The organism is Mycetocola sp. 2940 (assembly GCF_040548835.1).
Lineage (GTDB): Bacteria > Actinomycetota > Actinomycetes > Actinomycetales > Microbacteriaceae > Mycetocola_A.
Window position 1 is genome coordinate 470,991 of sequence record NZ_JBEPSK010000002.1, and the last position, 22,970, is coordinate 493,960.

Below are 22,970 nucleotides of genomic sequence, written 5' to 3' on the forward strand. Positions count from 1 at the left end.
GCCACTTGGTGCTCCAGCTACGCGCTATCTGAACGGGCCCGGGACTCTCCACATCATTGGGCTCCTGACTGCTCTCCTCCCGCTGGCGCACTCGTCTGGAGTGCGAGCAGGTCGAGGTGCATCTATCTCACGGGAGGGTGACCTCACCTCGAACGCTGCGGTCCATTTGTCCGGCTGAGGGTTCCCGGGTCTTGCGAACCTGCTCACCAGCGTGAGCTCGGTGCCTGCCGCTACGCTCGAAACTCGGTCGAGGGACGCGGCTCACCGGTTCAGACCCGATCTCGAAGGGTTCGTTCTGCTGCCGTTGCGCTCGAAGGCCATAACGGCGGGTGATTGTGCGATGCGCTGGAGCCGGTCGGTGCCGGGGGCGAGGCCACGTATCGACTCTCGCGCTGCGGCCGTCGCGTGCGTGAGCCCGCGATCTGCCCGATCGCGCTCCATCGCACGGATGAACTGCTCGCGAGCATCATCAAAGCTGGACGCGACGAGGTGCAGACGATTGGAGTTCCTTCCGCGGGTCATGCCCACGTAGAGGCCAGCCGCATCCATGGCGTCGCCGAGGATTGTGCCGGACTCGTCCACAGTGGCGCCCTGCATTCCGTGTGCGGTCGACGCATACGCCAGATGGGTGTGCTCGGTGACGTACTCCGTCGGTAGTCGCACAGCGGATTGTCTTCGACCCGCGTTTTGGTTCTTCACCCACACCGCACCGTCGTCGCCCACACTCTGCACAATCCAGGTCTGCCGGTTCGCCACGTGCAGAGCTGAGTCGTTCTGCCGCGTCTGTATTACATCGCCGCATCCCATGTTCAGACCGTCGCTACCGGTGGAGATGCGGCAGTCGTCAACTCGGCCCGCGCGTACCCGTTCGGCGCGGATGCGCATGTTCAGTGCGCGCGCTTCGTCGTTTGTCGCGACGGTGATCGCGTCTCCCTCACGCCATTCACGTGCGACCGCGTCATGGAGGGCGCCTGCGCTCTCATGCACGACGACGAGGCCGAGTGTGTCTATCCGGTCGAATAGCGATGTGGGGTGTTCCCCGCGTCGCAGCTGCACGGTGAGCGCGGCATACGCCGGATCGGCGAAACGGTGCACGGTCGTCATGGCGTGCACGCGGGGGAGGAGTTGCGCGGCAATGTCGAGCACGCCGCCGCGGCCGATCGCGGCGAGCTGTGCGCGGTCGCCGACCAAGGCGAGGGTGGCTCTGTGCTCGTCCGCGATGGTGAGGAGCGCGAGTGCCGCGTCCTGGTCGAGCATGCCGGCTTCATCGACCACGATCCGGTCGCTGCGCACGAGCCGCGCGGCCGCCGTGGGGCCCGTGTAGCGGGCACCGGTCTCGGGGTCGGTCTCCCCAACGGAGAGTCGGGTCCAGGCGCCATCGCGATTCCATCGCCATCCGTGCTCGTGGACGAGCTTCGCGACGCTGTCGGTTGCAACGCCAAGTTCCTGATGCGCGACGTCGGCCGCCTTCTTCGTCGGCGTGATCACCCGGGTTGCGCGGCCGTGCGCGGCAGCGGCCTCGATCGCGGCGGCGAGCATCGTCGTCTTGCCCGCGCCGGCAGCGCCTTCCACGACGACGAGCGGATCGCTGGATGCCACCGCTGCGGCCGCCCGCGCCTGCGCAGGGTCGAGCCGGTGGCGGCGCGCGATGTGCATCATGTTCGGCGCCCGGCCGCGGCCGGCATACGCAGCCCGTGCCATGAGTAGGTCTCGCAGCCGAGTCTCGGAGGCGATGACGTGCAGGCTCGTGAGGTGTGCGACGTGCTCGGGATGCGGCCTGTCGGGTGGCAGGACGGACAGACAATCATCCGCGGCCAACCGTGTCGCGAGCGTGACGACTTCGCGCAGCGGCTCGGGGTCGGCGCGCACGCCAGCCTCCGTGATGATGCGAGTAACCTGCTCCTGGATGTCGTGCGCTGTCCACGTCGACGCCGAAGCCGCGCAGCGGTCGAGGGCCCGCGATGCGACATCCCGAACGCTTACCTCGTCCAGCAAGACCGATGCGCGCACCGGCGCGCGCTCGAGGTCGGACTGGTAGCCGGCGTCCTCGAGCTCTGTACGCCATGCCGCCTCGTTGCCGAGCTCGGTCGGTCGCTTGTGCGGCCGCTCGTGATCCCAGGACATGGCGATTAGCCGCGACATCGCAGCCGGGCCAGGCTGCTGCTCGGGATGCGCCGTGCGCCACTCTTTCTCGAAGTGCGCCAGGTTGCGCGCGACCTGCTCAGCCCGCTTGCTCATCAGGGCGTTGAAGGGCTGCAGCTCCGCGACTTCTCCGGTCACGGGGTCCAGTGTCAGGCCGTGGACGTCGAGGGCAGCCGCGAGTTGCGGATGCGCGGCGATCACGGCCGTGCCCAGTGAACGGATCGCTCCCTGCTGACGGAACAGCGCCGCGGTGTCGAGGCCGCGCCAGGCCTCGGCCGCCCACACCCGCGTACCGATCTGGAAGTGCATGTGTCGGTGAGGGTCGCCCGCGCGCGAGGTCTTGTGTGAGACGGCGATCGTCTCCAACTGTTCGACCGGCACGACACGCTGCTGCTCGCGCGGTCCGACGCGGGTGACGGAATGTTGGCCGAGCCAGGCGCGGATTGCGGCGACTGCGTCGCGTTGCGCGGCGTCGAGTGCGACGGATACCTCGGGGTGCAGGGCCGCGGCGATCGACAGCGACTTCGGTGCGTTCACGACCATCTCAGCGAAGCGCGGCGATCCCTGCCGTCCGTCTCCCGGTAGCCTCGGCTTGCCCATCGACTCGGTGGTGAGTGGGTTGATCCAATCGACCCACTGCGCGTACTCGTCTGGGGTGAGTCCCCCTTCGCCGATCACCACGCCGTCGCCGTCGACGACGGAGAACTCGGCGAGGGCTGTCCCGCCTTCGAGGTAGTACTCGTCGGCACGCGACCGATCCGACTCTAGGTAACGGCGCGCGTCCGCCCCAGAGCCCCGGAACAGGATGACCCCGCCCTTCATAGCCGCCCTCCGAGCCGACTCAGGTTCTTGCAACTACCTACGGTAGCATACGTCCATTCAGTAAACGGGGCAACTTGAGGTACGCGCTTCCGACTGCGGTCCGCGCTGTTTCGCTGTCGGAAACCCGGAGGAAAAGGGCACGTCGGACTGTATGCGCCGAAGGGTCGGTGCTATCAGGCCGCATTCGATCAGGTGGGAGATCGTGACGTTCGCGAGAAGCGGCGGACATCCCTGTGAGTACGCGGATGCCGTCAATGGGCTACCTACCCCGCCCGCCCGCGCCTCCCTGGCGGCAGCAACCCCCGCTCGCGAGCTTTGGTGACCCACCCCTGCGCCGTTGACAGTGCAACACCATTGAGCTGCGCCATCGTGGCGCTCGGATTCGCGTCCCTCTGCTGGGTGAGCCGGCCGTGCTGGAGGGCGACCAGTGCGTAGAAGTCCGGATCCTTCTTCGGATCACCCAGCGGCTTGAGTAAACCCCGCTCGCTGATCTTCCGTCCCGACGGCAGCACGATCTTCCCGCCGGTGATGGTCTCGGTGCGCTTCATCGCGAACAGCCGCTTGTTGATCGCCGCCTCGATGCGGGCGGTTGGCAGCTCGCGGAGGAGCTGGCTCGTGATCGGGTCGCCTGGGCGCCAGGGTAGGTAGATCACGCCGGTAATGCGGACCTCTTCGGGCGCGGCGAAGAGCTGACGCTGCAGCCGGATCATCACTCGCGTATGCGTCGCCGTGTGCTCGATGTAGCGCCAACGACCGTCAATCGTCTCGATCTCCTCGGAGACACTCTGCGTCTCCCGTTGCGACTCGGTTGCGACCCAGTCGTTGTACCCGAGCACGCGATCGATCTGCTCGCTCGCGTTATCGTCGCGCTCGCCGGGGAATCGGCTGGGCAGGTACCACCCGTCGGGCAGGTCGCCCGCGACCAGCAGGCCGTCGTACGACTGGTCGCCAGGGCGCGGCGTGGAAAGAGGCATGCACCGAGTCTAGCCAAACATCTCAGGTTCTTGCCAAAAGCCGCGTGACGATGGTATTCTCAGGTAATTGCAAATAGCCGCGCGTGTGCCGGCGTGCACTAGACGCCAGCACCGTAGGCAAGTCAGCCGAAGGAGTGCATTATGGTCGACGCCGCGCTGAGGGTGGAGTATCTGAGTCGTGTCGAGGCGGCCGCTCGGTGCCGCGTTCCAGTCTCGACTTTCGACAAGCTTCGTCACGACGGGCTGATTCCTGAGCCCGACGCGCACATGGGCAAGCACCTGCTGTGGAGCGCCGACACGATCGACGATCTGCTAGCGCGGGGTGGGACGGAAAGCTGATGGCCGGGCGGCCCAGCCGGGATTCCCCGACGAGGGTTGATCCGCGCACGGGGCGCCCGCTCCCAGAGGGCATCCGCTGGCGCGCTGACCGGCAGCGGTACCAGATCCGCGTCGTCGGCCCGAGCGTCGAGGGCGGCGCCGCAGAACGGTCGCGCACGTTCCTGACGTTGGCCGAAGCCAAGCGCGAGCTCGCGAAGCTGGTAGCCGGCCGCAACCCGAACGGCTCGATGACGCTCGAGCAGTGGCACGAGAAGTACTGGCCGGCGATCGAGTCATCGGTGCGGCCCGCTACCGCGCGCAGCTACGGCGTCGCCTGGCGACTCCGTATAAGGCCGGCGCTCGGCCGCCATCGGCTCGAGGACATCACCTCGCCGATGATCGAGTCGGCGATGGTCGCGTGGTCGGGCGGGGCCTCCGCCAAGAACGATGCACTCGCCGTGCTGTCACGACTGCTGGACGGCGCCCGGCGTTCCCGGTTCATCGACTACAACCCGGCGCGCGAGGTCAAACGGCCGAGCATGCGCGAGTCAATCTCGCCGGTCTCGCGGGCGCTCACCCTCGACCAAATTCGCGAGCTGCTCGAACTCGTACCCGACGGCGTCTACCGACGCTACCTCGCCGCTCTCGTCTACACCGGGATGCGGGCGGGGGAGGCCACCGCGTTGCGGGTCGGCGATGTCGATTTCGAGCGTGGCATCATCCGGGTCAGCCGGTCGCTGAGTCCAGGCATGCGTGGCGAGCTGATCGAGCAGTCGCCGAAGAGCCATAAGTCACGCGAGGTTCCGCTGATCGACGCGCTGCGCCCATACGCCGAGGCGGCTGCGCGGGGCAAACGGCCGAACGACCTGCTGTTCGACGGCGCCGATGGCGGACGGCTCACGAATCACAATGCGCGCAGGGGCGCCGACTGGGAGGAGCTACGGACGGCGATCGGCCGACCCAACCTGCGGATCCACGACCTCCGCCACACCTTCGCGACCATCCTGTTCGACGCCGGCGCCAGCGCTCCCGATGTGCAGGCGACCCTGGGTCACTCGAGCCTCCAAGTCACCGAGCGCTATTCGCGTGCCCGGGAGGGCGTCGCGCTTCGTGCAGGAGCCGCCCTCAACGACGCGATGAATAAAGACGAGGGCGCCCTACCGGAAATGGACCAGCAGCGGACCCCTGCCCGCCTTAATGGCACATTAATGGCACAGCCTCGGCGAGGGCCCGAGGAAATCGACCGCTGAAACGGGAAAACCGTCGGTTGTCCGGCGGAATCTACCCTCGGTCTTTCGGCGGAAACTCGGGCTTAAATGAAGAAATCCCCGTAAGTAGAAGCCTTACGAGGATTTCAGTGGCTCCGACCGGCATCGATCCGGTGACCTTTCGATTTTCAGTCGAACGCTCTACCAACTGAGCTACAGAGCCAGGCAACTTTCGCCGCCGAAAGGTGAAAAACCCCTCCTTGCGGAAGGGCTCTTCTCCTCAGCGACCCTGACCGGACTTGAACCGGCGACCTCCGCCGTGACAGGGCGGCGCGCTAACCAACTGCGCTACAGGGCCTTACTTTTTTACTTGTACTGAGTGTAGTAGCTATGTGACCCCAACGGGATTCGAACCCGTGCTACCGCCGTGAAAGGGCGGCGTCCTAGGCCACTAAACGATGGGGCCGAGAGCCTGTGAGGGCTCCGTAACTACCGAGAAGAAGCATACGGGTCTGAGCGCGATTTGCCAAAACGAGGTCATCGACGGTGTGGCGCTCACCCCGGCAGGATGATTCGCAGGTGGGGTCCGGGTCGTTACCGTGTGGCTGTCTGCAGTGGGAATCCGTGAGAAATGGGCGGTGCGATGGCAGAGAATCCCCCCGACGGAACTGCCCCGCGGCGCTGGGCCGAGGCGCGAGAGATCCTCGCCGTCTTTCTCCTGGCGATCACGGCCATCCTCACGGCGTGGTGCGGCTTCGAGTCCTCGAAGTGGGGTGGGCAGATGTCGATCCAGTTCAGCCAGGCCTCCGCTGCCCGCATCCAGTCCGTGGATTTCGCGAGTGCTTCGCGCGATGCCCGGGCGGTGGACCTCGCCATCTACACCGAGTGGATCCTCGCCACAGCGCGCGGTGATGTCGCACTTGCCGAGTACATCAGCGCGCGATTCTCGCCCGCCTTCGCGATCGCGTTCGACGACTGGCAAGCCGATGGGCAAGAGCTGGAATCCCCGTTCCGCGAACCGTCGTATGTTCCGGCCGGGAGCGAGGAGGCGGCCGCGGCCGCGGCTCGAGCCGACGAGACGTTCGACGCGGCGCTCGAGAGCAATCAGCGCGGAGACAATTACTCGATCCTCACCGTGCTCTTCGCCCTGGTGTTGTTCTTCACGGCCATGGCGCAACGGAGCACGTCGTCCTTCGCCGGATGGTTCCTGCTCGGACTCGGCGTCCTCGTCGCGGTCGCCGGGATGATCATCCTGGCCACCTTCCCCGTCCTGGTCTGACCGGGACGGAAAAACCCCGCAGCTCGCAAGCTGCGGGGTTTCAAGGAGCGGATGCCTAGTGGCCTTCGTCGCGCAGCTTGACGATGCCGGCCTCGACGATGGCTTCGGCTTCGACGACGTCGCCCCACCCTTCGATGGTGACCCACTTGTTGGGTTCGAGATCCTTGTACCGGGCGAAGAAGTGCTCGAGCTCCTGGCGGGTCTGTTCCGGCACATCGGTGATGTCCTGGATATGCGCCCAGCGCGGGTCCTTGTGCTGGACGCACACGACCTTCGCGTCGGAGCCTGCCTCGTCGGTCATGTTGAGGACGCCGACGGGGCGCACCTTGATGCCGACGCCGGGGAACACCGGGTACTCGAGAAGCACGAGCGCGTCGACGGGGTCGCCGTCGAGGCCGAGGGTGTTCTCGAAGTAGCCGTAGTCGACCGGGTAGCTGAAGGCGGTGAACAGGACGCGGTCCAGGTAGACGCGACCGGTTTCGTGGTCGACCTCGTACTTGTTGCGGCTGCCCTTGGGGATCTCGACGACGACGTCATATTCGGCCATGAAGTGTTCTCCTCTGTTATTCGAAAGTCTGCAATAACGTTACTTGATGCCCAACAACAGTTCTCCGCGCCGCCCGCCGCTGAATCGTGCGGTCGCCGACGTCCGCCTCGCGGTGCGGCGGGCGCTCGCCGCCACCGGTGTGTCGGGGCGGCCTGACGGCGACCTCGTTCTTGTCGCGCTGAGCGGCGGGCCGGACTCGCTCGCCCTCGCCGCCGCGACCGCCTTCGAAGCGCCGCCGCTCGGATTCCGGGCGGGAGCGGTGATCGTCGACCACGGCCTGCAGGACGGTTCCGGCGACGCGGCCGCTCAGGCCGCTGCCGCCGCCGAACGGCTCGGACTCTCACCCGTTGTGGTGAGGAAAGTCGACGTCGTGCTGGGGAACGGCCCCGAGGCGGCCGCCCGCGACGCCCGGTACCGGGCGATCGACGACGTCGTCGAGTCGACGGATGCCCGCTGGGTGCTGTTGGGCCACACGCTCGACGACCAGGCCGAAACGGTGCTGCTCGGGCTCGCGAGGGGTTCGGGGGCGGGCAGCCTGCGCGGGATGGCCCCGGTTGCCGGCGTCTACCTGCGTCCTCTGCTGAATGTGCACCGGAAAACCGCCCACGCCGCCTGCGTGGCCGAGAACCTGGAACCGTGGATCGACCCGCACAACTCCGACCCGCGGTTCACCAGGGTCCGTCTGCGCACGTCGGTTCTCCCGGTGCTCGAAAAGGAACTCGGGCCTGGCATCTCTGAAGCCCTCGTCCGCACGGCCGAGCAGTTGCGAGAAGATTCCGAGGCCCTCGACCGCATGGTCGAGGAGATGATCGAGGAGATCTGCGAACCGGCTGAGGCGGGGATCGCCGTCGACGTGCGCGCGCTCGCGGTGAATCCCACGGCGCTTCGCAACCGGATCATCCGGCTCGTCGCGTCGAGCGAATTCGGCCGCTCGCTCGACCGAAACCACACGCTCGAGATCGCGCGCCTGGTCACCGACTGGCACGGGCAGGGCCCGATCGACGTTCCCGGCATCCGCGTCCGGCGCGAGGGCGGCCTGATCGTGTTCTCGGCGCGCGGATAGGATGAACGCATGGAATCGAGCGACATCTCACGCGACCTCACCACGATCCTTGTCACCGAACAGCAGATTCAGGACAAACTGGTTGAGCTCGCCGCTCGCATCGACGCCGACTACGTGGGCAAGGACCTTCTGCTGGTCGGAGTGCTCAAAGGAGCGGTCATGGTCATGGCGGACCTCTCCCGGGCCCTGACCAGCCACGTGTCGATTGACTGGATGGCCGTGTCGTCATACGGCGCAGGAACGAAGTCGAGCGGCGTCGTGCAGATCCGCAAGGACCTGGACTCCGACCTGACCGACCGGCATGTGTTGATCGTCGAAGACATCATCGACTCAGGGCTGACGTTGTCCTGGCTGCTCGACAACTTCGCCTCGCGCGGCGCGGCGTCCATCGAGGTGTGCGCGCTGCTCCGGAAGCCGGAGGCGGCGAAGGTGGAGATCGACTGCAAGTACGTCGGTTTCGACATCCCGACGGACTTCGTCGTCGGCTACGGCCTCGACTTCGACGAGCGCTACCGGAACCTGCGCGACGTGGCGGTGCTCGCGCCGCACGTTTACGCCTGAAGACCGCCGTTCCCCCTTCGGCGAACATAGAGGCCGCGTCCAGCGTTCTGGCGATAACCTTTACTTCACGGGGCGTTCGACGCTTCGCCGTACCTTCAGAAAGGTGTTGGGCATCCGCTCATCCGAACTATGAACTTTAAGCGCATCTTCAAGGGCCCGCTTCCTTACATCCTGATCGCCATCATCGTTTTCTGGGTCGGGTCGAGCCTTCTCAACGTCAACGGTATGCGCGAGGTCTCGACCGACCACGGTCTCGAGCTGCTCAAGGACGGCAAGGTAACCGAGGTGACGCTCACCGAGGGCGACAACCGCGCCGACCTCACCCTGGCGAAGGCGGACGGCGAGAACGGCACAACTGTGCAGTTCTACTACCTGACCGCACGGGCCGAAGACGTCGTCGCCGCCGTCGACGCCGCGGCGCCGGCCGACGGATTCACGGACAAGGTCCCACAGCCCAGCTGGTGGCTGTCGGCGCTCGGACTGCTTCTTCCGCTCCTGCTCATCGGTGTCTTCTTCTGGATCATGCTGTCGAGCATGCAGGGCGGCGGATCGAAGGTCATGCAGTTTGGCAAATCGAAAGCGAAACTGGTCTCCAAGGAATCGCCGAAGGTCACCTTTGCGGATGTCGCGGGCAGTGACGAGGCGATCGAGGAGCTCGAAGAGATCAAGGACTTCCTCAAGGAGCCGGCTCGGTTCCAGGCGGTCGGCGCCCGGATCCCGAAGGGTGTGCTGCTGTACGGCCCTCCCGGAACGGGTAAGACCCTCCTCGCGCGCGCCGTCGCCGGTGAAGCCGGCGTTCCGTTCTACTCGATCTCCGGCTCCGACTTCGTCGAAATGTTCGTCGGTGTCGGTGCGAGTCGCGTTCGTGACCTGTTCACCCAGGCCAAAGAGAACTCGCCGGCGATCATCTTCGTCGACGAGATCGACGCCGTCGGCCGGCACCGCGGTGCCGGCATGGGCGGCGGACACGACGAGCGCGAGCAGACCCTCAACCAGCTGCTGGTCGAGATGGACGGTTTCGATCCCAAGGCGAACGTGATCATGATCGCCGCGACCAACCGCCCTGACATCCTCGACCCGGCGCTGCTGCGCCCGGGCCGGTTCGACCGCCAGATCGGCGTCGACGCTCCCGACCTCAAGGGACGCACGCACATCCTCGAAGTACACGCCAAGGGCAAGCCGATGGCCGAGAGCGTCGACCTCGACGTTCTCGCCCGCAAGACGCCGGGCTTCACCGGCGCCGACCTCGCCAACGTGCTGAACGAGGCCGCCCTGCTCACCGCGCGTTCGAACGCACAGATCATCGACAACCGTGCCCTCGACGAGGCCGTCGACCGGGTCATGGCCGGCCCGCAGCGTCGCAGCCGCGTGATGAAGGACCAGGAGAAGCTCATCACCGCGTACCACGAGGGTGGCCACGCCCTCGCCGCCGCGGCGATGCGCAACACCGACCCGGTGACGAAGGTCACCATCCTCCCGCGCGGCCGGGCCCTCGGGTACACGATGGTGCTCCCGCTCGAGGACAAATACTCCGTCACGCGCAACGAACTCCTCGACCAGCTCGCCTACGCGATGGGCGGCCGTGTCGCCGAAGAAATGGTGTTCCACGACCCCACCACCGGAGCGTCCAACGACATCGAGAAGGCCACGGGCATCGCCCGCAAGATGGTCACCGAATACGGCATGAGCGCCAACGTCGGAGCGATCAAGCTCGGCCAGTCGAGCGGGGAGGTGTTCCTCGGCCGCGACATGGGACACCAGCGCGACTATTCGGAGCAGATCGCAGAGACGGTCGACGCCGAAGTGCGTGTGCTGATCGAACAGGCCCACGACGAGGCGTGGCAGGTGCTCAACGACAACCGCGAGATCCTCGACCGCCTGGCCGCTGAGCTGCTCGAGAAGGAAACGCTCGACCACAACCAGCTCGCCGAGATCTTCACGAACATCCGCAAGCTGCCGCCGCGCCCGCAGTGGCTCTCCAGCACCAACCGTCCGGTCTCGGATTCCCCGCCGATCGCCGTTCCGATCGCGAAGGCGCCGATCGACCCGGGTGTCACGGACGGCGGCGTCGAGAGCGACTCCAAGCCGACCCGCGCGCCACAGGTGAACCCGCGACCGGCAACGGCATAAGCCCCCATGGGCGACACCGAAGGGGCCCGGATGGACAGCGAGAGGATTCAGCGGGCGGTCACGGAACTGTTGCTCGCGATCGGTGAGAACCCGGCCCGGCCGGGGCTCGCCCGCACCCCTGAGCGTGTCGCCGAGGCCTACGCGGAGTTCTTCGGCGGCCTCAGCGAGGACCCGTTGGACCTTCTGACGGATGCCGTCCCGGTCGGCAGCGACGGACCGGGCGAAGCCGTCGTCGTGCGTGACATCTCCTTCCGTTCCATCTGCGAGCACCACCTGCTCCCGTTCCTCGGTGTCGCCCACATCGCCTACCTGCCGAGCGACCGCATCGTCGGACTCGGCCGGCTGCCGCGCGTCGTCGACACGCTCGCGTCGCGCCCGCAACTGCAGGAGCGGCTCACCGAAGAGATCGCCAACACGCTGGAACGCGGGCTCGGCGCCCGGGGAGTCCTCGTCGTCCTCGACGCCGTGCACGGCTGCGTCTCGGCCCGTGGGTCCCGGCAGGAAGCCGCGTCGACCCTCACACTGGCCAGCAGGGGAGAGCTCTCCGACCCGGTGAGGCGCGCCGAGATCATCACGCTGATCGGCCGGGGCGCACACCCGTCCCATGCCTGAGGCCGCACCCGCCGAGCGCATGCTGGTGATGGGCATCCTCAACGTCACCCCGAACTCGTTCAGTGACGGCGGTCGATACCTCGACCACGCGGCGGCGATCGAGCACGGCAGGCGACTCGTCGCCGACGGCGCCGACCTCATCGATGTGGGCGGTGAATCGACCCGCCCCGGTGCCGAACGGATCGGCAGCGCCGAGGAGCAGCGGCGCATCCTGCCGGTGATCCGCGCCCTCGCGGCCGACGGCATCCGCCTCTCCGTCGACACAATGAACGCGGACACCGCCCGGGCTTCGGTCGAGGCCGGCGTCGACATCATCAACGATGTCTCCGGTGGACGCGCTGACCCGCTCATGGCATCCGTCGCCGCGGAGACCGGCGCCCTGTTCCTGCTCAGCCACTGGCGCGGGCACAGCACCGACATGGATGCGCACGCGAACTACGACGACGTCGTCCGCGACGTCCGTGCCGAGCTGGTCGCGCAGCTCGGTGTCGTCGAATCGGCCGGCGTCGCCCGCGAGCGGATCATCCTGGATCCCGGGCTCGGCTTCGCGAAGGCGTCCGGGCACAACTGGGAGATCCTCGCCCGACTCGACGAGCTGCAGTCCATCGGGCTTCCGGTGCTGATCGGCGCCTCGCGCAAGCGATTCGTCGGGACGCTCCTCGAGGACGGCGCCCCCATGGCCGACCGGGACCTGCCCACCGCGGTGATCAGCGCACTGCTGGCGGACGCCGGGATCTGGGGCGTTCGCGTGCACAACGTGCGCGCGACCACGATCGCACTCGACGTTCAGCGGCGCCTGTCCGGGCTCCCGCGCGCGGGGCGATGAACCGTAGAGTGGGCACTGTGACTACCGGCGACACCATCACCCTGACCGGACTCCGCGTGCGGGCGCATCACGGGGTCTACGACTTCGAGCGCGAAAACGGCCAGGATTTCGTGATCGACCTGACCGTCGGGGTCGACCTCCAGGCGGCGTCGGCGAGCGACGACGTGGCGAAGACGATCCACTACGGGGAGCTTGCCGAAAAGGTCGCGGCCGCTGTGGCATCCGACCCGGTCGACCTCATCGAGACCGTCGCCGAACGGGTCGCTGACCTCGTGCTGGCGTATCCGGTCGCGACGAGTGTGCGCGTCACCGTGCACAAACCGGATGCCCCGATCTCGGTTCCGTTCGACGACGTGGCCGTCAGCATCCTCCGCTATGCGGCGACAAGCGCGCAGCGGGCCGCCCGGTCATGACCCCGATTCCGAAACCCCCGATCCACCCGCCGGTCCGTCCGCTTCGGCCGGTCGACGCTGTGCTCGCCTTCGGCGCCAACCTCGGCGACCGCGAGGGGACCATCCGTGCCGCCCTCGCCGCCCTTCCGGGGCACGGCGTGACCGTGACGGCGGTCTCGGCCCTGATCGAGTCGGTCGCCGTGAAGCCTGACGGCGAGGACGAGTTCGCGCCCCGCTACCTCAACGGCGTCGCGCTCGTGCAGACGACACTCCCGCCGCGGGCGCTGCTCCGCACCGTTCAATCGATCGAATCCGATTTCGGCCGGGTTCGCGCCGAGCGCTGGGGTGACCGGACGCTCGACATCGACATCATCACCTACGGCTCGCTGCGACTCGATACCGACGACCTCGTGCTTCCGCACCCTCGGGCCGCCGAGCGGTCCTTCGTCCTCGCCCCGTGGCTCGAGGTCGCCCCCGACGCCGTGCTGCCCGGCGCGGGGCCGGTCGCGCATCTCCTCGAGACGTTGTCGGGTTCCTCGGGAGCCGCCCGGTGAACCGTACTCACCCGACCCCGCTGATCGGTCTGGCCGCTCTCGGGTTCGTCGCCGGGTTCCTGCTCGAATACGGCCTGGAGGCGTACGGCAGGCCCCTCGTCGTTCCGCCGCTCACGATGCCCTTCACGCTTCTGGTGGTCGCCGCCGTCGTGATCAGCGTGTCCATCCCGATCCGGAGAGCGGTCACCGGCAAACGCCGGGCTCGCATCGATCCGTTCCAGGCGACGCGGATCGTTGTCCTCGCGAAGGCGTCAAGTCTCGTCGGCGCCCTCCTCACCGGTGCGTCCCTCGGTGCCGTGCTCTATTTCACGACCCGGCCGGTGTTGCCCGCGATAGGCTCGATGTGGCTCGCGATCGCCTCCTGCGTTGGCGCGGCGGTGCTCATGGCCGCAGGACTGATTGCCGAACACCTCTGCACGCTTCCGAAGGATGAAGACGATGACGCTCCCGGAGCACCCCGCAGTTCCTGACCTGCCCGGTTCGGCTCCCGACGTGCCGCCGGTCGTCGAGGCGCCCCGGCGGGTCGAGGTGGGCGGTGAATGGCGACGGGTCTCGCCGAAGTACATCCTCGTCGACCTCATCGGCGCCGGCATCACCGCCGTTATCGTGATCGCGGTCGCGATCCTCTGGGCCGTCCTGTTCCAGCAGGCCTGGCAGTGGTGGGTGATGGCGGCGCTGCTCGTCGCGATCGCCATCGGCGCTGCGTTCACACCGCGTCGCATTCGGGCCATCGGCTACCAGCTTCGGCAGGATGACCTGCTGTTCCGCCGCGGAATCATGTGGACACGCGTCGTCGCTGTGCCATACGGGCGCATGCAGCTCATCGACATCAACCGCGGCCCCGTCGCGCGGGCGTTCGGACTCGCCGAACTCAAGTTCGTGACCGCGTCTGCGGCGAGTGCCATCGTCCTGCCCGGCCTGCCGGAGGAGGAAGCCGAACAGTTGCGTGACCACCTCGTCGTCGTGGCAGAGAGCAGGCGGACCGGTCTATGACGGGCGAATCGGATGTTCCCCTGCCGGTGAACGACGCCGGTCAGCCGGCCGGGCCTGCACGTCGCAGCCTCACCGACGGCGAGTGGCACCGGCTGCACGCAGCCACCCCGCTCCTGCGCGGGGGTATCGCCGTCCTCGCGATCGCGGGATTCGTCATCGCGAACCTTCGTGAGCGGCTGCTGGACGTCTTCGTTCCCGGCGCCGCCGAGTTCGATGAGAACTACGACCCGCTCACCTACGTCTGGGAGCACGGCTACGTGGGGCTCGCCCTCCTCGGCGTCCTCGGGGTCCTCGCCGTGGTGATGGCCGCCTTCTATCTCTCCTGGCGCATGCACACCTTCCGGGTCACCGACGAGGCGGTGGAGGTGCGCAGCGGCATCCTCTTCCGGACGCACCGCAACGCCAAACTGGACCGCATCCAGGGCGTCGGGATCTCGCGCCCGTTCCTGCCGCGGTTGTTCGGTGCCGCGAAAATGGAGGTCAGCGTCGCCGGCGCGGATGCCAGCGTCAAGCTGGAGTACCTCTATTCCCGGGATGCCGACGACCTTCGCCGCGACGTGCTCACGCTGGCATCCGGTGTGCACCTCGCCAGCCAGGGCCTCGCCCCCGCTCCGACGGTCGGGCCGGACGGCATCCAGAACGAGGCGGCCCTCAGCCGGATCGTCAACGAGCGGGTGAACGACTTTCTCGCCCCCGAGCTCGACCCGGGGGCCGCTCCTCCTGAGTCCGTCGTGCGCATCCCCCTCGGCCGGCTGATCGGCTCGACCGTGCTCAGCCTCGGGACCGTTTTCATTTTCCTCCTCGCCGTGGTGATGATGGTGTCACTCGTCAACGGCCAGATCTGGGCGCTGTTCTGGTTCATCCCGAGCGTGATCGGGATCGTCAGCTACTTCTGGACGACGGTCACCAGATCGCTGAGGTACTCGATTGCGGGAACGCCCTCCGGGGTCCGGATCGGCTTCGGCCTCTTCTCCACGAGCAACGACACCCTTCCGCCGGGTCGGGTGCACGCCATCGAGGTGTCACAGTCGATTCTCTGGCGGCCGTTCGGCTGGTGGCAGGTCAAGATCAACAAGGCCGGGTTGTCGGCCGAGGCCGCCGCCGGAGGCAAGGGAAACACCACGGTCCTGCCCGTCGGAACGTTGACCGACGTGTCACGTGTGGTGGAACTTCTGCTCGGCGTGGCCCCGACGGCCGCGCTCCACAACGAACTCGGGCTGGCGATCCGCGACCCGTCCCGCTCCGGCTTCGTCCTCGCTCCGCGCCGCGCGCGCTGGTTCGATCCGCTTGCGTGGCGCCGCACGGGCTACGCCCTCCACGACGGCCTGCTCATCTTCCGCAAGGGCGTCATCTGGCGCAAGCTCGACCTCCTTCCCCTGGCGAGGATGGTGAGTTTCGCGGTGTCGCAGGGCCCGCTCGAGCGGATGCTCCGCCTCGCGTCCGCGCGCGCCCACACCGTCATCGGCCCCATCACAGCGACGCTCCCGGTCATCGGAACCGCGGAGGCCGCGAACCTGTTCGAGCAGGTGTCCGCCGGGATCGTCGTCGCGTCACGGACCGACCACAGCCATCGCTGGGCAGAGGCTCAGGCCGACACCGTTCCCCCGTCCACCGGGGGCTCGCTGTGAGCGCGCGGGCCGGCCGTCTCGGCATCGGCATTATCGGAGCAGGGAGGGTCGGACCAGTGCTCGGTGCGGCACTCGCCGGAGCGGGTCACGCCATCACCGGGATCAGCGCGGTCTCCGCCGAGAGCCGGGACCGCGCCGAAGCCATGCTTCCCGCGGTGCCGATCCTCGACATCCCCAGCATCGTCGAGCGCAGCGAGCTCGTCATCCTCGCCGTCCCCGACTCCGAGCTGGAGTCGCTCGTCGCCGGCCTCGCCGCCACCTCGACCTGGCTGCCCGGGCAACTCGTGATGCACACCGCTGCCGGGTTCGGCACGTCGGTCCTCGCGCCGGCCCAGGCGCTCGGCGCGATCCCGCTGGCGATCCACCCGGCCATGGACTTCACCGGGACGAGCATCGACATCGCGCGGCTCACCGAGAGCTGGTTCGCCGTCACAGCGCCCGGTCCCGTCCAGCCCATCGGGCAGGCGCTCGTCGTCGAAATGGGCGGCGAGCCGGTGATCGTCGCCGAGGCCGACCGCGCCGCCTATGCCGAAGCGATCGAGATCGCCACGGCGTTCTCCCGTTCGATCGTCACGCAGGCGACGGGGATTCTCGGAGGGATCGGGGTGGAGCATCCCGGGGCGTTCCTCTCGTCCCTCGTCCGGTCATCCGTCGACAACGCGCTGCAGGAGGCGGGACGCCCGCGTCTGGACGCCAGCGGCTTCGACCTCGGCGACGAGGGCACCGCGCCGACCGGTAGCATCGGTGGGTGACGAACAGTATCGATGACATCCGCTCCGGCATCGCAGACGCTCGCCGGAAGGCCATCGACAGCGGAACCGCGAACCCCCGGGTCGTGCTCGTGCCGACGATGGGCGCCCTGCACGACGGGCACCTCGCCCTGGTCGACCGGGCGGCGGAACTCGGCGACATCGTCGTCGTGTCGATCTTCGTGAATCCGCTGCAGTTCGGCCCCAAAGAAGACCTCACCAGCTACCCTCGCACCCTCGATGACGACGTCGCACGACTCGCCGAGCGTGGCGTGAAGCTCGTCTTCGCCCCGACAGCCGCCGAGATGTATCCCGACGGCCAGACGTCCGTCACGGTCAGCGCCGGCGACATCGGCACGCGGTACGAGGGGCGCACACGGCCCGGGCACTTCGACGGTGTGCTCACCGTCGTCGCCAAGCTGTTCCACATCATCGACCCGGATGCCGCCGTGTTCGGCGAGAAGGACGGCCAGCAGCTGTTCCTCGTGAAGCGTATGGCCAGCGACCTCAGCTTCGCCGTCGAGGTGCACGGCGTCGAAACCGTCCGGGCCGAGGACGGCCTCGCGTTGTCCAGCCGGAACGTCTACCTCGACGACGTCGAACGTCGCTCCGCCCGGGTGCTCTCCCGAGCGCTCGAGGCTGCCGCGTCAGCAGCCGACCGCGGGGTCGACGCCGTCATCGCCGCGGCCCAGTCCGTGATCATGGGGGAACCCCGCGTCCAGCTCGACTACCTCGCGGTCGTCGACCCGGCGACGTTCCTGCCGGTCTCCGGCAACCACCACGGCACCGCGATCACGCTCATCGCGGCACGTGTCGGGACTACGCGCCTCATCGACAACAGCCGGTTCTTCATCAACTGACCCATTCAGGGCCGCGGTGAGGGGCCCCGGCAGCGGCACGTAAACTGGGACGACCCCACAAGGAGACGTTTTTTCATCATGACTGCCCCCACCCCAGACCAGCCCGTCGAGCCGACCGCTGAAGAGATCTTCGAGCAGAAGGCCGTTCGCCTGGCCAAGCGGGAGCGTCTCATTGCGCTGTCGGCAGACGCGGCCGGTGGTGCGTACCCCGTCTCCGTGCCCATCACCACCACGATCCCGGCCGTCCGCGAACGGCACAGCTCGCTCCAGGCCGACGAGACGTCCGGTGATGTCGTCGGCGTCGCGGGTCGCATCGTCTTCCTCCGCAACACGGGCAAGCTGTGCTTCGCCAGCCTGCAGTCCGGCGACGGCAGCCGGATCCAGGCGATGGTCTCCCTCGCCGAAGTCGGCGAAGAATCCCTCGCGCTGTGGAAGGAACTCGTCGACCTCGGCGACCACCTCTTCGTCTCCGGTGAAGTGATCTCGAGCCGCCGCGGTGAACTGTCGATCATGGTGAGCGAGTGGACGATCGCGTCGAAGGCGATCCTGCCCCTGCCGAACCTGCACAACGAACTCAGCGAAGAGAGCCGCGTCCGCAGCCGCTACCTCGACCTGATCGCCCGGGAACAGGCCCGCCAGAACGTGGTCCAGCGGTCGAAAGCGGTGGCCAGCCTGCGCCGCACCTTCACCGAGCGCGGCTACCTCGAGATCGAGACCCCGATGCTGCAGGTGATGCACGGCGGAGCATCCGCCCGCCCCTTCGTCACCACGTCGAACGCGTTCGACACCGAACTCTTCCTGCGCATCGCGCCCGAGCTGTACCTCAAACGCGCCATCGTCGGGGGCATCGACCATGTCTTCGAGATCAACCGCAACTTCCGCAACGAAGGCGCTGACTCGACGCACAGCCCCGAGTTCGCCATGCTCGAGGCCTACGAAGGATATGGGGACTACAACTCCATCGCCGAACTCACCCAGACCCTGATCCAGGATGCCGCCCTCGCGATCGCGGGATCGCACACCGTGACCTGGGCCGACGGCACCGAGTACGACCTCGGCGGCGAATGGGAGCGGATCTCCATGTACGACAGCCTCTCGGAGGCGATCGGGCGGACGATCTCGCCCGAGACACCGATCGAGGAGCTGCGCGAACTCGCCGTGCGGGAAGACATCGTCATCCCGCACCCCATCCACGGCAAGTACATCGAGGAGCTCTGGGAGCACTTCGTCAAGTCCGCGCTCGTCCGCCCCACGTTCGTGCGGGACTTCCCGGTCGACACGTCGCCGCTCGTGCGGGCGCACCGGTCGATCCCGGGAGTGGTCGAGAAGTGGGATCTCTACATCCGCGGTTTCGAACTCGCGACCGGGTACTCCGAGCTGGTCGACCCGGTCGTCCAGCGGGAGCGCTTCGTCGAACAGGCCCGACTGGCGGCAGGGGGAGACACCGAGGCGATGCGCCTCGACGAGGAGTTCCTCCGCGCTCTCGAACACGGTATGCCCCCGACCGGTGGCATGGGCATGGGCATCGACCGCTTGATGATGGCCCTCACCGGACTCGGCATCCGCGAGACGATCCTGTTCCCCCTGGTGAAATGAGGCTGTGATGAGCGATTACCTGCCCAAGGAAGAACTGAACCCCAAGGACCCCCGGAAGCCGTCGACCAACCGGATCATCATCTGGGTGGTCGTCGGCGGCATCGGCCTGTACCTGGTGATCTCCGGCGTGATCGGAATTATCGCGGCGGGCTGACGGCCGGGCCGGGGTATCCTTGAAGAGTCATGGACAACTACTGGCTCAACGCACTCTGGTCGATCATCCCGACAGTCCTCGTCGGTGTGATCTTCTGGTTCGTCATGCGCGCGATTCTCCGTGCGGACCGTGACGAGCGGGCAGCGTACGCCAACCTCGAGGCCGCCGAGCGTGCCCGCCTCGGGCTTCCGCCGGCGACCGACGCCAGGGACGGGTCCGTCGAGAGCTGATCGGCCTGCGCCGATAGACTGGAGGCCTCTCTTCCCGACGACAGGAGCCGACGCGTGGATCTAGCGGCCCTGTGGGCGAGCATGTTCGCCGACTGGTGGGTCGTCCTCTTCTTCACGATCGACTTTCTCATCCGAGTCATTGCGATCGTCGTGGTTCCGCGCAACCGCCGCCCGACCGCCGGCATGGCCTGGCTCCTGGCGATCTTCTTCATCCCGTATGTCGGTGTCATCGCCTTCCTGCTGATCGGGCACCCCAAGCTGCCACGAAAGCGCCGGGAGATCCAGGAGGAGATCAACGACTACATCCGGATCGCGGGAGAGAACCTGCCGAAGCAGGATCTGCAGCCGGGGCTGCCCCTCTGGTTCACGAACCTCGTACAGCTCAACCGCAACCTCGGTGCTCTTCCGCTGCTCGGCGGTAATGAGGCCCGGCTGCTCGGCGACTACGACAAGACCCTCGAGGCCATGACACGGGCGATCGACGGTGCGCAGCACCATGTGCACGTCGAGTTCTACATCCTCAGTTGCGACCGGACCACGGCGCCGTTCTTCGACGCTCTCGAGCGAGCGGTGCAGCGCGGTGTGGAGGTGCGCGTGCTTCTCGATCACATCGCGAACCTGCGCAGCAAGGGGTACCGCAAAACCAGGCGCCGGCTCGACGAGACCGGCGCCCAGTGGCATCTGATGTTGCCGCTGCAGCCACTGCGGGGAAAGTTCCAGCGACCAGACCTGCGGAACCACCGCAAGATCCTCGTCGTCGACGGCGACGTCGCGTTCATGGGTTCGCAGAACGTCATCGACCGCAGTTACAACAAGCGCGGCAACCTGCGCCGGGGCCTGAAATGGCAGGAACTCGTCGCCCGTGTGGAGGGACCGGTGGTCGGGGGAATCAACGCGATCTTCCTCAGCGACTGGTACAGCGAAACCGGCGAGCTGGTGACCCGCGAGATCGACGTCACCGATCCCGACCTCGAGAACGGCGAGCTTGACTGCCAGGTCGTGCCCAGCGGGCCCGGTTTCGACGGCGAGAACAACCTGCGGCTGTTCCTCGGCCTGATCTACGCGGCCCAGAAGCGCATCGTCATCACCAGCCCGTACTTCGTGCCGGACGAATCGATGCTGTACGCGATCACCACTGCGGTGCAGCGCGGTCTTCCCGTTGATCTGTTCGTGTCCGAGATCGGGGACCAGGCACTCGTCTACCACGCCCAGCGTTCGTACTACGAGGCCCTGCTTCGGGCCGGGGTGCGCATCTACCTCTATCCGGCACCGTACATCCTGCACGCCAAGCACTTCACGATCGACGACGAGGTCGCCGTGATCGGATCGAGCAACATGGACATGCGATCGTTCGGCCTCAACCTGGAAGTGTCGCTCATGGTCCGCGGTGCCTCGTTCGTCTCCGACATGCGCGAGGTCGAAGACGAGTACCGGCTCAAGAGCCGCGAACTCACCCTGGACGAGTGGATGAAACAGCCGCTCAGATCGACGGTCCTCGACAACCTCGCTCGCCTCAGTTCTGCGCTCCAGTAGCATCCGGGCATAGTCTGGCCGGATGGCTGAATGGGCGGCACTCGGCGCAGGGGCGCTGGCTGGGGGAGCCCTGCTCCTCGGAGCCCTCATCGCCTGGTTCGTGGCCGTGCCCCGCCGCGTGGTTGCCACGATCATGGCGTTCGGCTCCGGGGTCCTGATCTCTGCCCTGGCCTTCGACCTTGTCGAGGAGGCGGCGGAGGCGGGCGGATTCTGGCCGGCGATGGCGGGCTTCGTCACCGGCGCGGTCGTCTATGTTGCGGCCAACCTCGTTCTCGACCGGGCGAATGTGCGCAACCGCCGGGGGTCGGCGGAGTCACCCGGGTCAGGAACAGGCATCGCTATCGGCGCCCTGCTCGACGGCGTTCCCGAGACGGCGGTCCTCGGGCTCAGCATGGTCGCCGGCGGGCAGGTTTCGATCCCCGTGCTTGTGGCGATCGTGATCTCCAACGTGCCTGAGGGACTCGCCTCCACGGCCGATCTGAAAGCGGACGGTCGCGGGCCTCGCTACGTCTTCACGCTCTGGATCGGCATCACCCTCGCCTGTGCCCTCTCCGCCCTCGGCGGTCTGGTGCTTCTGCAGGACGCTCCGGCCGAACTGGCCGCGTTCGTGACCGCGATCGCGGCCGGCGCCATCCTCGCGATGATCTGCGACACGATGATCCCCGAGGCGTTCCGCGACGCGAAGGCGTTCACCGGGCTCATTGCCACCCTCGGTTTCTTCGTCAGCTTCGGGATCCACCAGCTGAGCTGAGGGTCATCGGCGGTCGCGCTCGAGCAGCTCGCCGACCTCGCAGTCGAGGGCGTCGCAGACCGCGACGAGCGTCGAGAAGCGGATCGCCCGTGCCCGGTCGTTCTTCAGCACAGAAAGGTTGACGATGCTCACCCCGACCCGCTCGCTGAGCTGGGTCAAGGTCATCGACCGTGCTGCGAGGAGGTCATCCAGCCGACATCGGATGCCGGTGGGCTCGTCGTCCCCGCCGCCCACTAGACGAGACCCGCCGTATCGCGTTGCATCCGTTCGCCTGCCGTGAACGCGACCGACACGGCGGCCAGGCCGGCGGCGACGAAGTACGGTGCGATCGAACCGCTCGCGACGACCCCGTCGAAGGATCCGCCGCTCACAGCGGCGAGCGCACCATTGGCCCCCATCGTCTGGAGGATGCTGCCGAACGCGGTACCGGCGATGAGCACGACGGCCGAGACGATGATCAGCCGTGGGTTCGTGCGCGAGAACGCGTGACCTTTCATGAGGTTGACGCAGACGATGCCCAGGCACCCGATGATGGTGAGTGTCATCACGGCGTCGACGAGGACAGCGAGCGCGAGAAACGTGACGACGCTGCCGGGCAGCCCCGATACCGTCAGGACTCCCTGGTCGACCTCGACGTCGACGGCCGCTCCGCCGGGCCCGATCGGTAGCGAAGCCGGTGTGTTGACGAAGGGGACGAGCACCTCGACCCCGGAGTTCGGCAGGATGCCCGCGAGCCTGACCGCCGCGAAACCGATGGTGATGAGAGCGGCGACAGCTCCGACGACGATGACCGTCCACAGATCGATCCTCTCGGACCGGGTGGGACGAACGCTGCTTTCAACCTGCACGCGGATACTCCTTAATGCTTATCGATAATAACGACAATCGATAAGATAGCGGCGAGCAGGCGAGTCGTCAAGTCATTCCGGTGACGCAAAATCCCCGAATGGGCGCGCGGGTTCTAACGGTTAGAGCAACACCTGATTATTGAAGGGTGTTGATCGAGATGAGTCCGAGGTTCTCGGAGCGGATGCTGGGCGATGTCGTC

General features: G+C 67.1%; 25 protein-coding genes and 3 tRNA genes. 20 read left to right on the forward strand and 8 right to left on the reverse strand.

Going from position 1 to position 22,970, the window contains the following annotated elements; all coding sequences use genetic code 11:
• Nucleotides 1-261: 261 nt before the first annotated feature.
• Entirely contained in the window at nucleotides 262-2,964 is a 2,703-nt protein-coding gene (mobF, locus tag ABIE24_RS04625; RefSeq protein ID WP_354497274.1) for a MobF family relaxase, read from the reverse strand.
• A gap of 263 nt (nucleotides 2,965-3,227) precedes the next feature.
• Nucleotides 3,228-3,938 carry a hypothetical protein gene (locus tag ABIE24_RS04630; protein ID WP_354497276.1) on the reverse strand — a complete coding sequence of 237 codons (711 nt, stop codon included), beginning with the start codon at nucleotides 3,936-3,938 and terminating at the stop codon, nucleotides 3,228-3,230.
• 141 nt (nucleotides 3,939-4,079) lie between these two features.
• Between ABIE24_RS04630 and ABIE24_RS04635 the strand changes: the two genes are divergently transcribed.
• Nucleotides 4,080-4,277 carry a helix-turn-helix transcriptional regulator gene (locus ABIE24_RS04635; protein WP_354497277.1) on the forward strand — a complete coding sequence of 66 codons (198 nt, stop codon included), beginning with the start codon at nucleotides 4,080-4,082 and terminating at the stop codon, nucleotides 4,275-4,277.
• Nucleotides 4,277-5,506, forward strand: coding sequence for a tyrosine-type recombinase/integrase (locus ABIE24_RS04640; RefSeq protein WP_354497279.1), 1,230 nt, complete (start codon nucleotides 4,277-4,279; stop codon nucleotides 5,504-5,506). The genes ABIE24_RS04635 and ABIE24_RS04640 overlap by 1 nt, the downstream gene beginning before the upstream one ends.
• 108 nt (nucleotides 5,507-5,614) lie before the next feature.
• Here ABIE24_RS04640 and ABIE24_RS04645 read toward each other — a convergent pair.
• From ABIE24_RS04645 to ABIE24_RS04655, 3 genes are all read right to left on the reverse strand, one after another.
• Nucleotides 5,615-5,687: transfer RNA gene (locus ABIE24_RS04645), tRNA-Phe, on the reverse strand.
• Nucleotides 5,688-5,748: 61 nt separating this feature from the next.
• Nucleotides 5,749-5,822: transfer RNA gene (locus tag ABIE24_RS04650), tRNA-Asp, on the reverse strand.
• Nucleotides 5,823-5,857: 35 nt separating this feature from the next.
• A tRNA-Glu gene (locus tag ABIE24_RS04655) sits at nucleotides 5,858-5,930 on the reverse strand.
• A 177-nt stretch (nucleotides 5,931-6,107) separates the two neighbouring features.
• Here ABIE24_RS04655 and ABIE24_RS04660 point away from each other — a divergent pair.
• Nucleotides 6,108-6,743, forward strand: a complete 636-nt coding sequence (locus ABIE24_RS04660; protein WP_354497280.1) for a hypothetical protein — start codon at nucleotides 6,108-6,110, stop codon at nucleotides 6,741-6,743.
• Nucleotides 6,744-6,798: 55 nt separating this feature from the next.
• Here the strand turns inward: ABIE24_RS04660 and ABIE24_RS04665 are convergent, their stop codons facing one another.
• Entirely contained in the window at nucleotides 6,799-7,290 is a 492-nt protein-coding gene (locus ABIE24_RS04665) for an inorganic diphosphatase (RefSeq protein ID WP_354497282.1), read from the reverse strand.
• A gap of 46 nt (nucleotides 7,291-7,336) precedes the next feature.
• Between ABIE24_RS04665 and tilS the strand changes: the two genes are divergently transcribed.
• The 17 genes from tilS to ABIE24_RS04750 all read left to right on the forward strand — a co-directional run bounded on the left by tilS (nucleotide 7,337) and on the right by ABIE24_RS04750 (nucleotide 21,922).
• Entirely contained in the window at nucleotides 7,337-8,353 is a 1,017-nt protein-coding gene (gene tilS, locus ABIE24_RS04670; RefSeq protein ID WP_354497284.1) for a tRNA lysidine(34) synthetase TilS, read from the forward strand.
• Nucleotides 8,354-8,362: 9 nt separating this feature from the next.
• Complete coding sequence (gene hpt / locus ABIE24_RS04675; protein ID WP_354497285.1) at nucleotides 8,363-8,914, forward strand: hypoxanthine phosphoribosyltransferase; 552 nt, start codon at nucleotides 8,363-8,365, stop codon at nucleotides 8,912-8,914.
• Between the two features lie 129 nt (nucleotides 8,915-9,043).
• On the forward strand, nucleotides 9,044-11,044 hold the full coding sequence (ftsH, locus tag ABIE24_RS04680; RefSeq protein ID WP_354497287.1) for an ATP-dependent zinc metalloprotease FtsH: 2,001 nt from the start codon (nucleotides 9,044-9,046) through the stop codon (nucleotides 11,042-11,044).
• Between the two features lie 30 nt (nucleotides 11,045-11,074).
• On the forward strand, nucleotides 11,075-11,656 hold the full coding sequence (gene folE / locus ABIE24_RS04685) for a GTP cyclohydrolase I (RefSeq protein WP_354497289.1): 582 nt from the start codon (nucleotides 11,075-11,077) through the stop codon (nucleotides 11,654-11,656).
• The gene (gene folP / locus ABIE24_RS04690; protein ID WP_354497291.1) at nucleotides 11,649-12,482 is read left to right on the forward strand and encodes a dihydropteroate synthase; all 834 of its coding nucleotides are present in this window, start codon (nucleotides 11,649-11,651) and stop codon (nucleotides 12,480-12,482) included. Before folE ends, folP begins: the two co-directional genes overlap by 8 nt.
• Before the next feature lie 17 nt (nucleotides 12,483-12,499).
• Nucleotides 12,500-12,895, forward strand: a complete 396-nt coding sequence (gene folB / locus ABIE24_RS04695) for a dihydroneopterin aldolase (RefSeq protein WP_354497293.1) — start codon at nucleotides 12,500-12,502, stop codon at nucleotides 12,893-12,895.
• Nucleotides 12,892-13,428, forward strand: coding sequence for a 2-amino-4-hydroxy-6-hydroxymethyldihydropteridine diphosphokinase (folK, locus tag ABIE24_RS04700; protein ID WP_354497294.1), 537 nt, complete (start codon nucleotides 12,892-12,894; stop codon nucleotides 13,426-13,428). The genes folB and folK overlap by 4 nt, the downstream gene beginning before the upstream one ends.
• Complete coding sequence (locus ABIE24_RS04705; RefSeq protein ID WP_354497296.1) at nucleotides 13,425-13,898, forward strand: DUF3180 domain-containing protein; 474 nt, start codon at nucleotides 13,425-13,427, stop codon at nucleotides 13,896-13,898. Before folK ends, ABIE24_RS04705 begins: the two co-directional genes overlap by 4 nt.
• On the forward strand, nucleotides 13,867-14,421 hold the full coding sequence (locus ABIE24_RS04710; protein WP_354497298.1) for a PH domain-containing protein: 555 nt from the start codon (nucleotides 13,867-13,869) through the stop codon (nucleotides 14,419-14,421). The genes ABIE24_RS04705 and ABIE24_RS04710 overlap by 32 nt, the downstream gene beginning before the upstream one ends.
• Nucleotides 14,418-16,049: a PH domain-containing protein gene (locus tag ABIE24_RS04715; RefSeq protein WP_354497300.1), complete on the forward strand. Its 1,632-nt coding sequence runs from the start codon at nucleotides 14,418-14,420 to the stop codon at nucleotides 16,047-16,049. Before ABIE24_RS04710 ends, ABIE24_RS04715 begins: the two co-directional genes overlap by 4 nt.
• A complete protein-coding gene (locus tag ABIE24_RS04720; protein ID WP_354497302.1) occupies nucleotides 16,046-16,801 on the forward strand; it encodes a Rossmann-like and DUF2520 domain-containing protein in 756 nt (251 codons plus the stop codon). Before ABIE24_RS04715 ends, ABIE24_RS04720 begins: the two co-directional genes overlap by 4 nt.
• On the forward strand, nucleotides 16,798-17,658 hold the full coding sequence (gene panC / locus ABIE24_RS04725) for a pantoate--beta-alanine ligase (protein WP_502916237.1): 861 nt from the start codon (nucleotides 16,798-16,800) through the stop codon (nucleotides 17,656-17,658). The genes ABIE24_RS04720 and panC overlap by 4 nt, the downstream gene beginning before the upstream one ends.
• A gap of 78 nt (nucleotides 17,659-17,736) precedes the next feature.
• Nucleotides 17,737-19,254, forward strand: a complete 1,518-nt coding sequence (lysS, locus tag ABIE24_RS04730) for a lysine--tRNA ligase (RefSeq protein WP_354497304.1) — start codon at nucleotides 17,737-17,739, stop codon at nucleotides 19,252-19,254.
• Between the two features lie 7 nt (nucleotides 19,255-19,261).
• Complete coding sequence (locus ABIE24_RS04735) at nucleotides 19,262-19,408, forward strand: hypothetical protein (protein ID WP_354497306.1); 147 nt, start codon at nucleotides 19,262-19,264, stop codon at nucleotides 19,406-19,408.
• A gap of 29 nt (nucleotides 19,409-19,437) precedes the next feature.
• Nucleotides 19,438-19,638, forward strand: a complete 201-nt coding sequence (locus ABIE24_RS04740) for a hypothetical protein (RefSeq protein ID WP_354497308.1) — start codon at nucleotides 19,438-19,440, stop codon at nucleotides 19,636-19,638.
• Between the two features lie 81 nt (nucleotides 19,639-19,719).
• Nucleotides 19,720-21,171, forward strand: coding sequence for a cardiolipin synthase (gene cls, locus ABIE24_RS04745; RefSeq protein WP_354497330.1), 1,452 nt, complete (start codon nucleotides 19,720-19,722; stop codon nucleotides 21,169-21,171).
• A 22-nt stretch (nucleotides 21,172-21,193) separates the two neighbouring features.
• Nucleotides 21,194-21,922 carry a ZIP family metal transporter gene (locus ABIE24_RS04750; RefSeq protein WP_354497310.1) on the forward strand — a complete coding sequence of 243 codons (729 nt, stop codon included), beginning with the start codon at nucleotides 21,194-21,196 and terminating at the stop codon, nucleotides 21,920-21,922.
• 3 nt (nucleotides 21,923-21,925) lie between these two features.
• On the opposite strand, the gene ABIE24_RS04755 is transcribed toward ABIE24_RS04750, so the two are convergent.
• On the reverse strand, nucleotides 21,926-22,156 hold the full coding sequence (locus ABIE24_RS04755) for a helix-turn-helix domain-containing protein (protein WP_354497312.1): 231 nt from the start codon (nucleotides 22,154-22,156) through the stop codon (nucleotides 21,926-21,928).
• Nucleotides 22,156-22,770: a hypothetical protein gene (locus tag ABIE24_RS04760; protein WP_354497314.1), complete on the reverse strand. Its 615-nt coding sequence runs from the start codon at nucleotides 22,768-22,770 to the stop codon at nucleotides 22,156-22,158. Before ABIE24_RS04760 ends, ABIE24_RS04755 begins: the two co-directional genes overlap by 1 nt.
• Nucleotides 22,771-22,970 lie beyond the last annotated feature (200 nt).

What these genes read in the sequence shown, in the direction of transcription:
- mobF (WP_354497274.1), bottom strand. Translation starts at nt 2,964, where the DNA reads ATGAAGGGCGGGGTCATCCTGTTCCGGGGCTCTGGGGCGGACGCGCGC.
- ABIE24_RS04630 (WP_354497276.1), bottom strand. Translation starts at nt 3,938, where the DNA reads ATGCCTCTTTCCACGCCGCGCCCTGGCGACCAGTCGTACGACGGCCTG.
- ABIE24_RS04635 (WP_354497277.1), top strand. Translation starts at nt 4,080, where the DNA reads ATGGTCGACGCCGCGCTGAGGGTGGAGTATCTGAGTCGTGTCGAGGCG.
- ABIE24_RS04640 (WP_354497279.1), top strand. Translation starts at nt 4,277, where the DNA reads ATGGCCGGGCGGCCCAGCCGGGATTCCCCGACGAGGGTTGATCCGCGC.
- ABIE24_RS04660 (WP_354497280.1), top strand. Translation starts at nt 6,108, where the DNA reads ATGGCAGAGAATCCCCCCGACGGAACTGCCCCGCGGCGCTGGGCCGAG.
- ABIE24_RS04665 (WP_354497282.1), bottom strand. Translation starts at nt 7,290, where the DNA reads ATGGCCGAATATGACGTCGTCGTCGAGATCCCCAAGGGCAGCCGCAAC.
- tilS (WP_354497284.1), top strand. Translation starts at nt 7,337, where the DNA reads ATGCCCAACAACAGTTCTCCGCGCCGCCCGCCGCTGAATCGTGCGGTC.
- hpt (WP_354497285.1), top strand. Translation starts at nt 8,363, where the DNA reads ATGGAATCGAGCGACATCTCACGCGACCTCACCACGATCCTTGTCACC.
- ftsH (WP_354497287.1), top strand. Translation starts at nt 9,044, where the DNA reads ATGAACTTTAAGCGCATCTTCAAGGGCCCGCTTCCTTACATCCTGATC.
- folE (WP_354497289.1), top strand. Translation starts at nt 11,075, where the DNA reads ATGGACAGCGAGAGGATTCAGCGGGCGGTCACGGAACTGTTGCTCGCG.
- folP (WP_354497291.1), top strand. Translation starts at nt 11,649, where the DNA reads ATGCCTGAGGCCGCACCCGCCGAGCGCATGCTGGTGATGGGCATCCTC.
- folK (WP_354497294.1), top strand. Translation starts at nt 12,892, where the DNA reads ATGACCCCGATTCCGAAACCCCCGATCCACCCGCCGGTCCGTCCGCTT.
- ABIE24_RS04710 (WP_354497298.1), top strand. Translation starts at nt 13,867, where the DNA reads ATGACGCTCCCGGAGCACCCCGCAGTTCCTGACCTGCCCGGTTCGGCT.
- ABIE24_RS04715 (WP_354497300.1), top strand. Translation starts at nt 14,418, where the DNA reads ATGACGGGCGAATCGGATGTTCCCCTGCCGGTGAACGACGCCGGTCAG.
- lysS (WP_354497304.1), top strand. Translation starts at nt 17,737, where the DNA reads ATGACTGCCCCCACCCCAGACCAGCCCGTCGAGCCGACCGCTGAAGAG.
- ABIE24_RS04735 (WP_354497306.1), top strand. Translation starts at nt 19,262, where the DNA reads ATGAGCGATTACCTGCCCAAGGAAGAACTGAACCCCAAGGACCCCCGG.
- ABIE24_RS04740 (WP_354497308.1), top strand. Translation starts at nt 19,438, where the DNA reads ATGGACAACTACTGGCTCAACGCACTCTGGTCGATCATCCCGACAGTC.
- cls (WP_354497330.1), top strand. Translation starts at nt 19,720, where the DNA reads ATGTTCGCCGACTGGTGGGTCGTCCTCTTCTTCACGATCGACTTTCTC.
- ABIE24_RS04750 (WP_354497310.1), top strand. Translation starts at nt 21,194, where the DNA reads ATGGCTGAATGGGCGGCACTCGGCGCAGGGGCGCTGGCTGGGGGAGCC.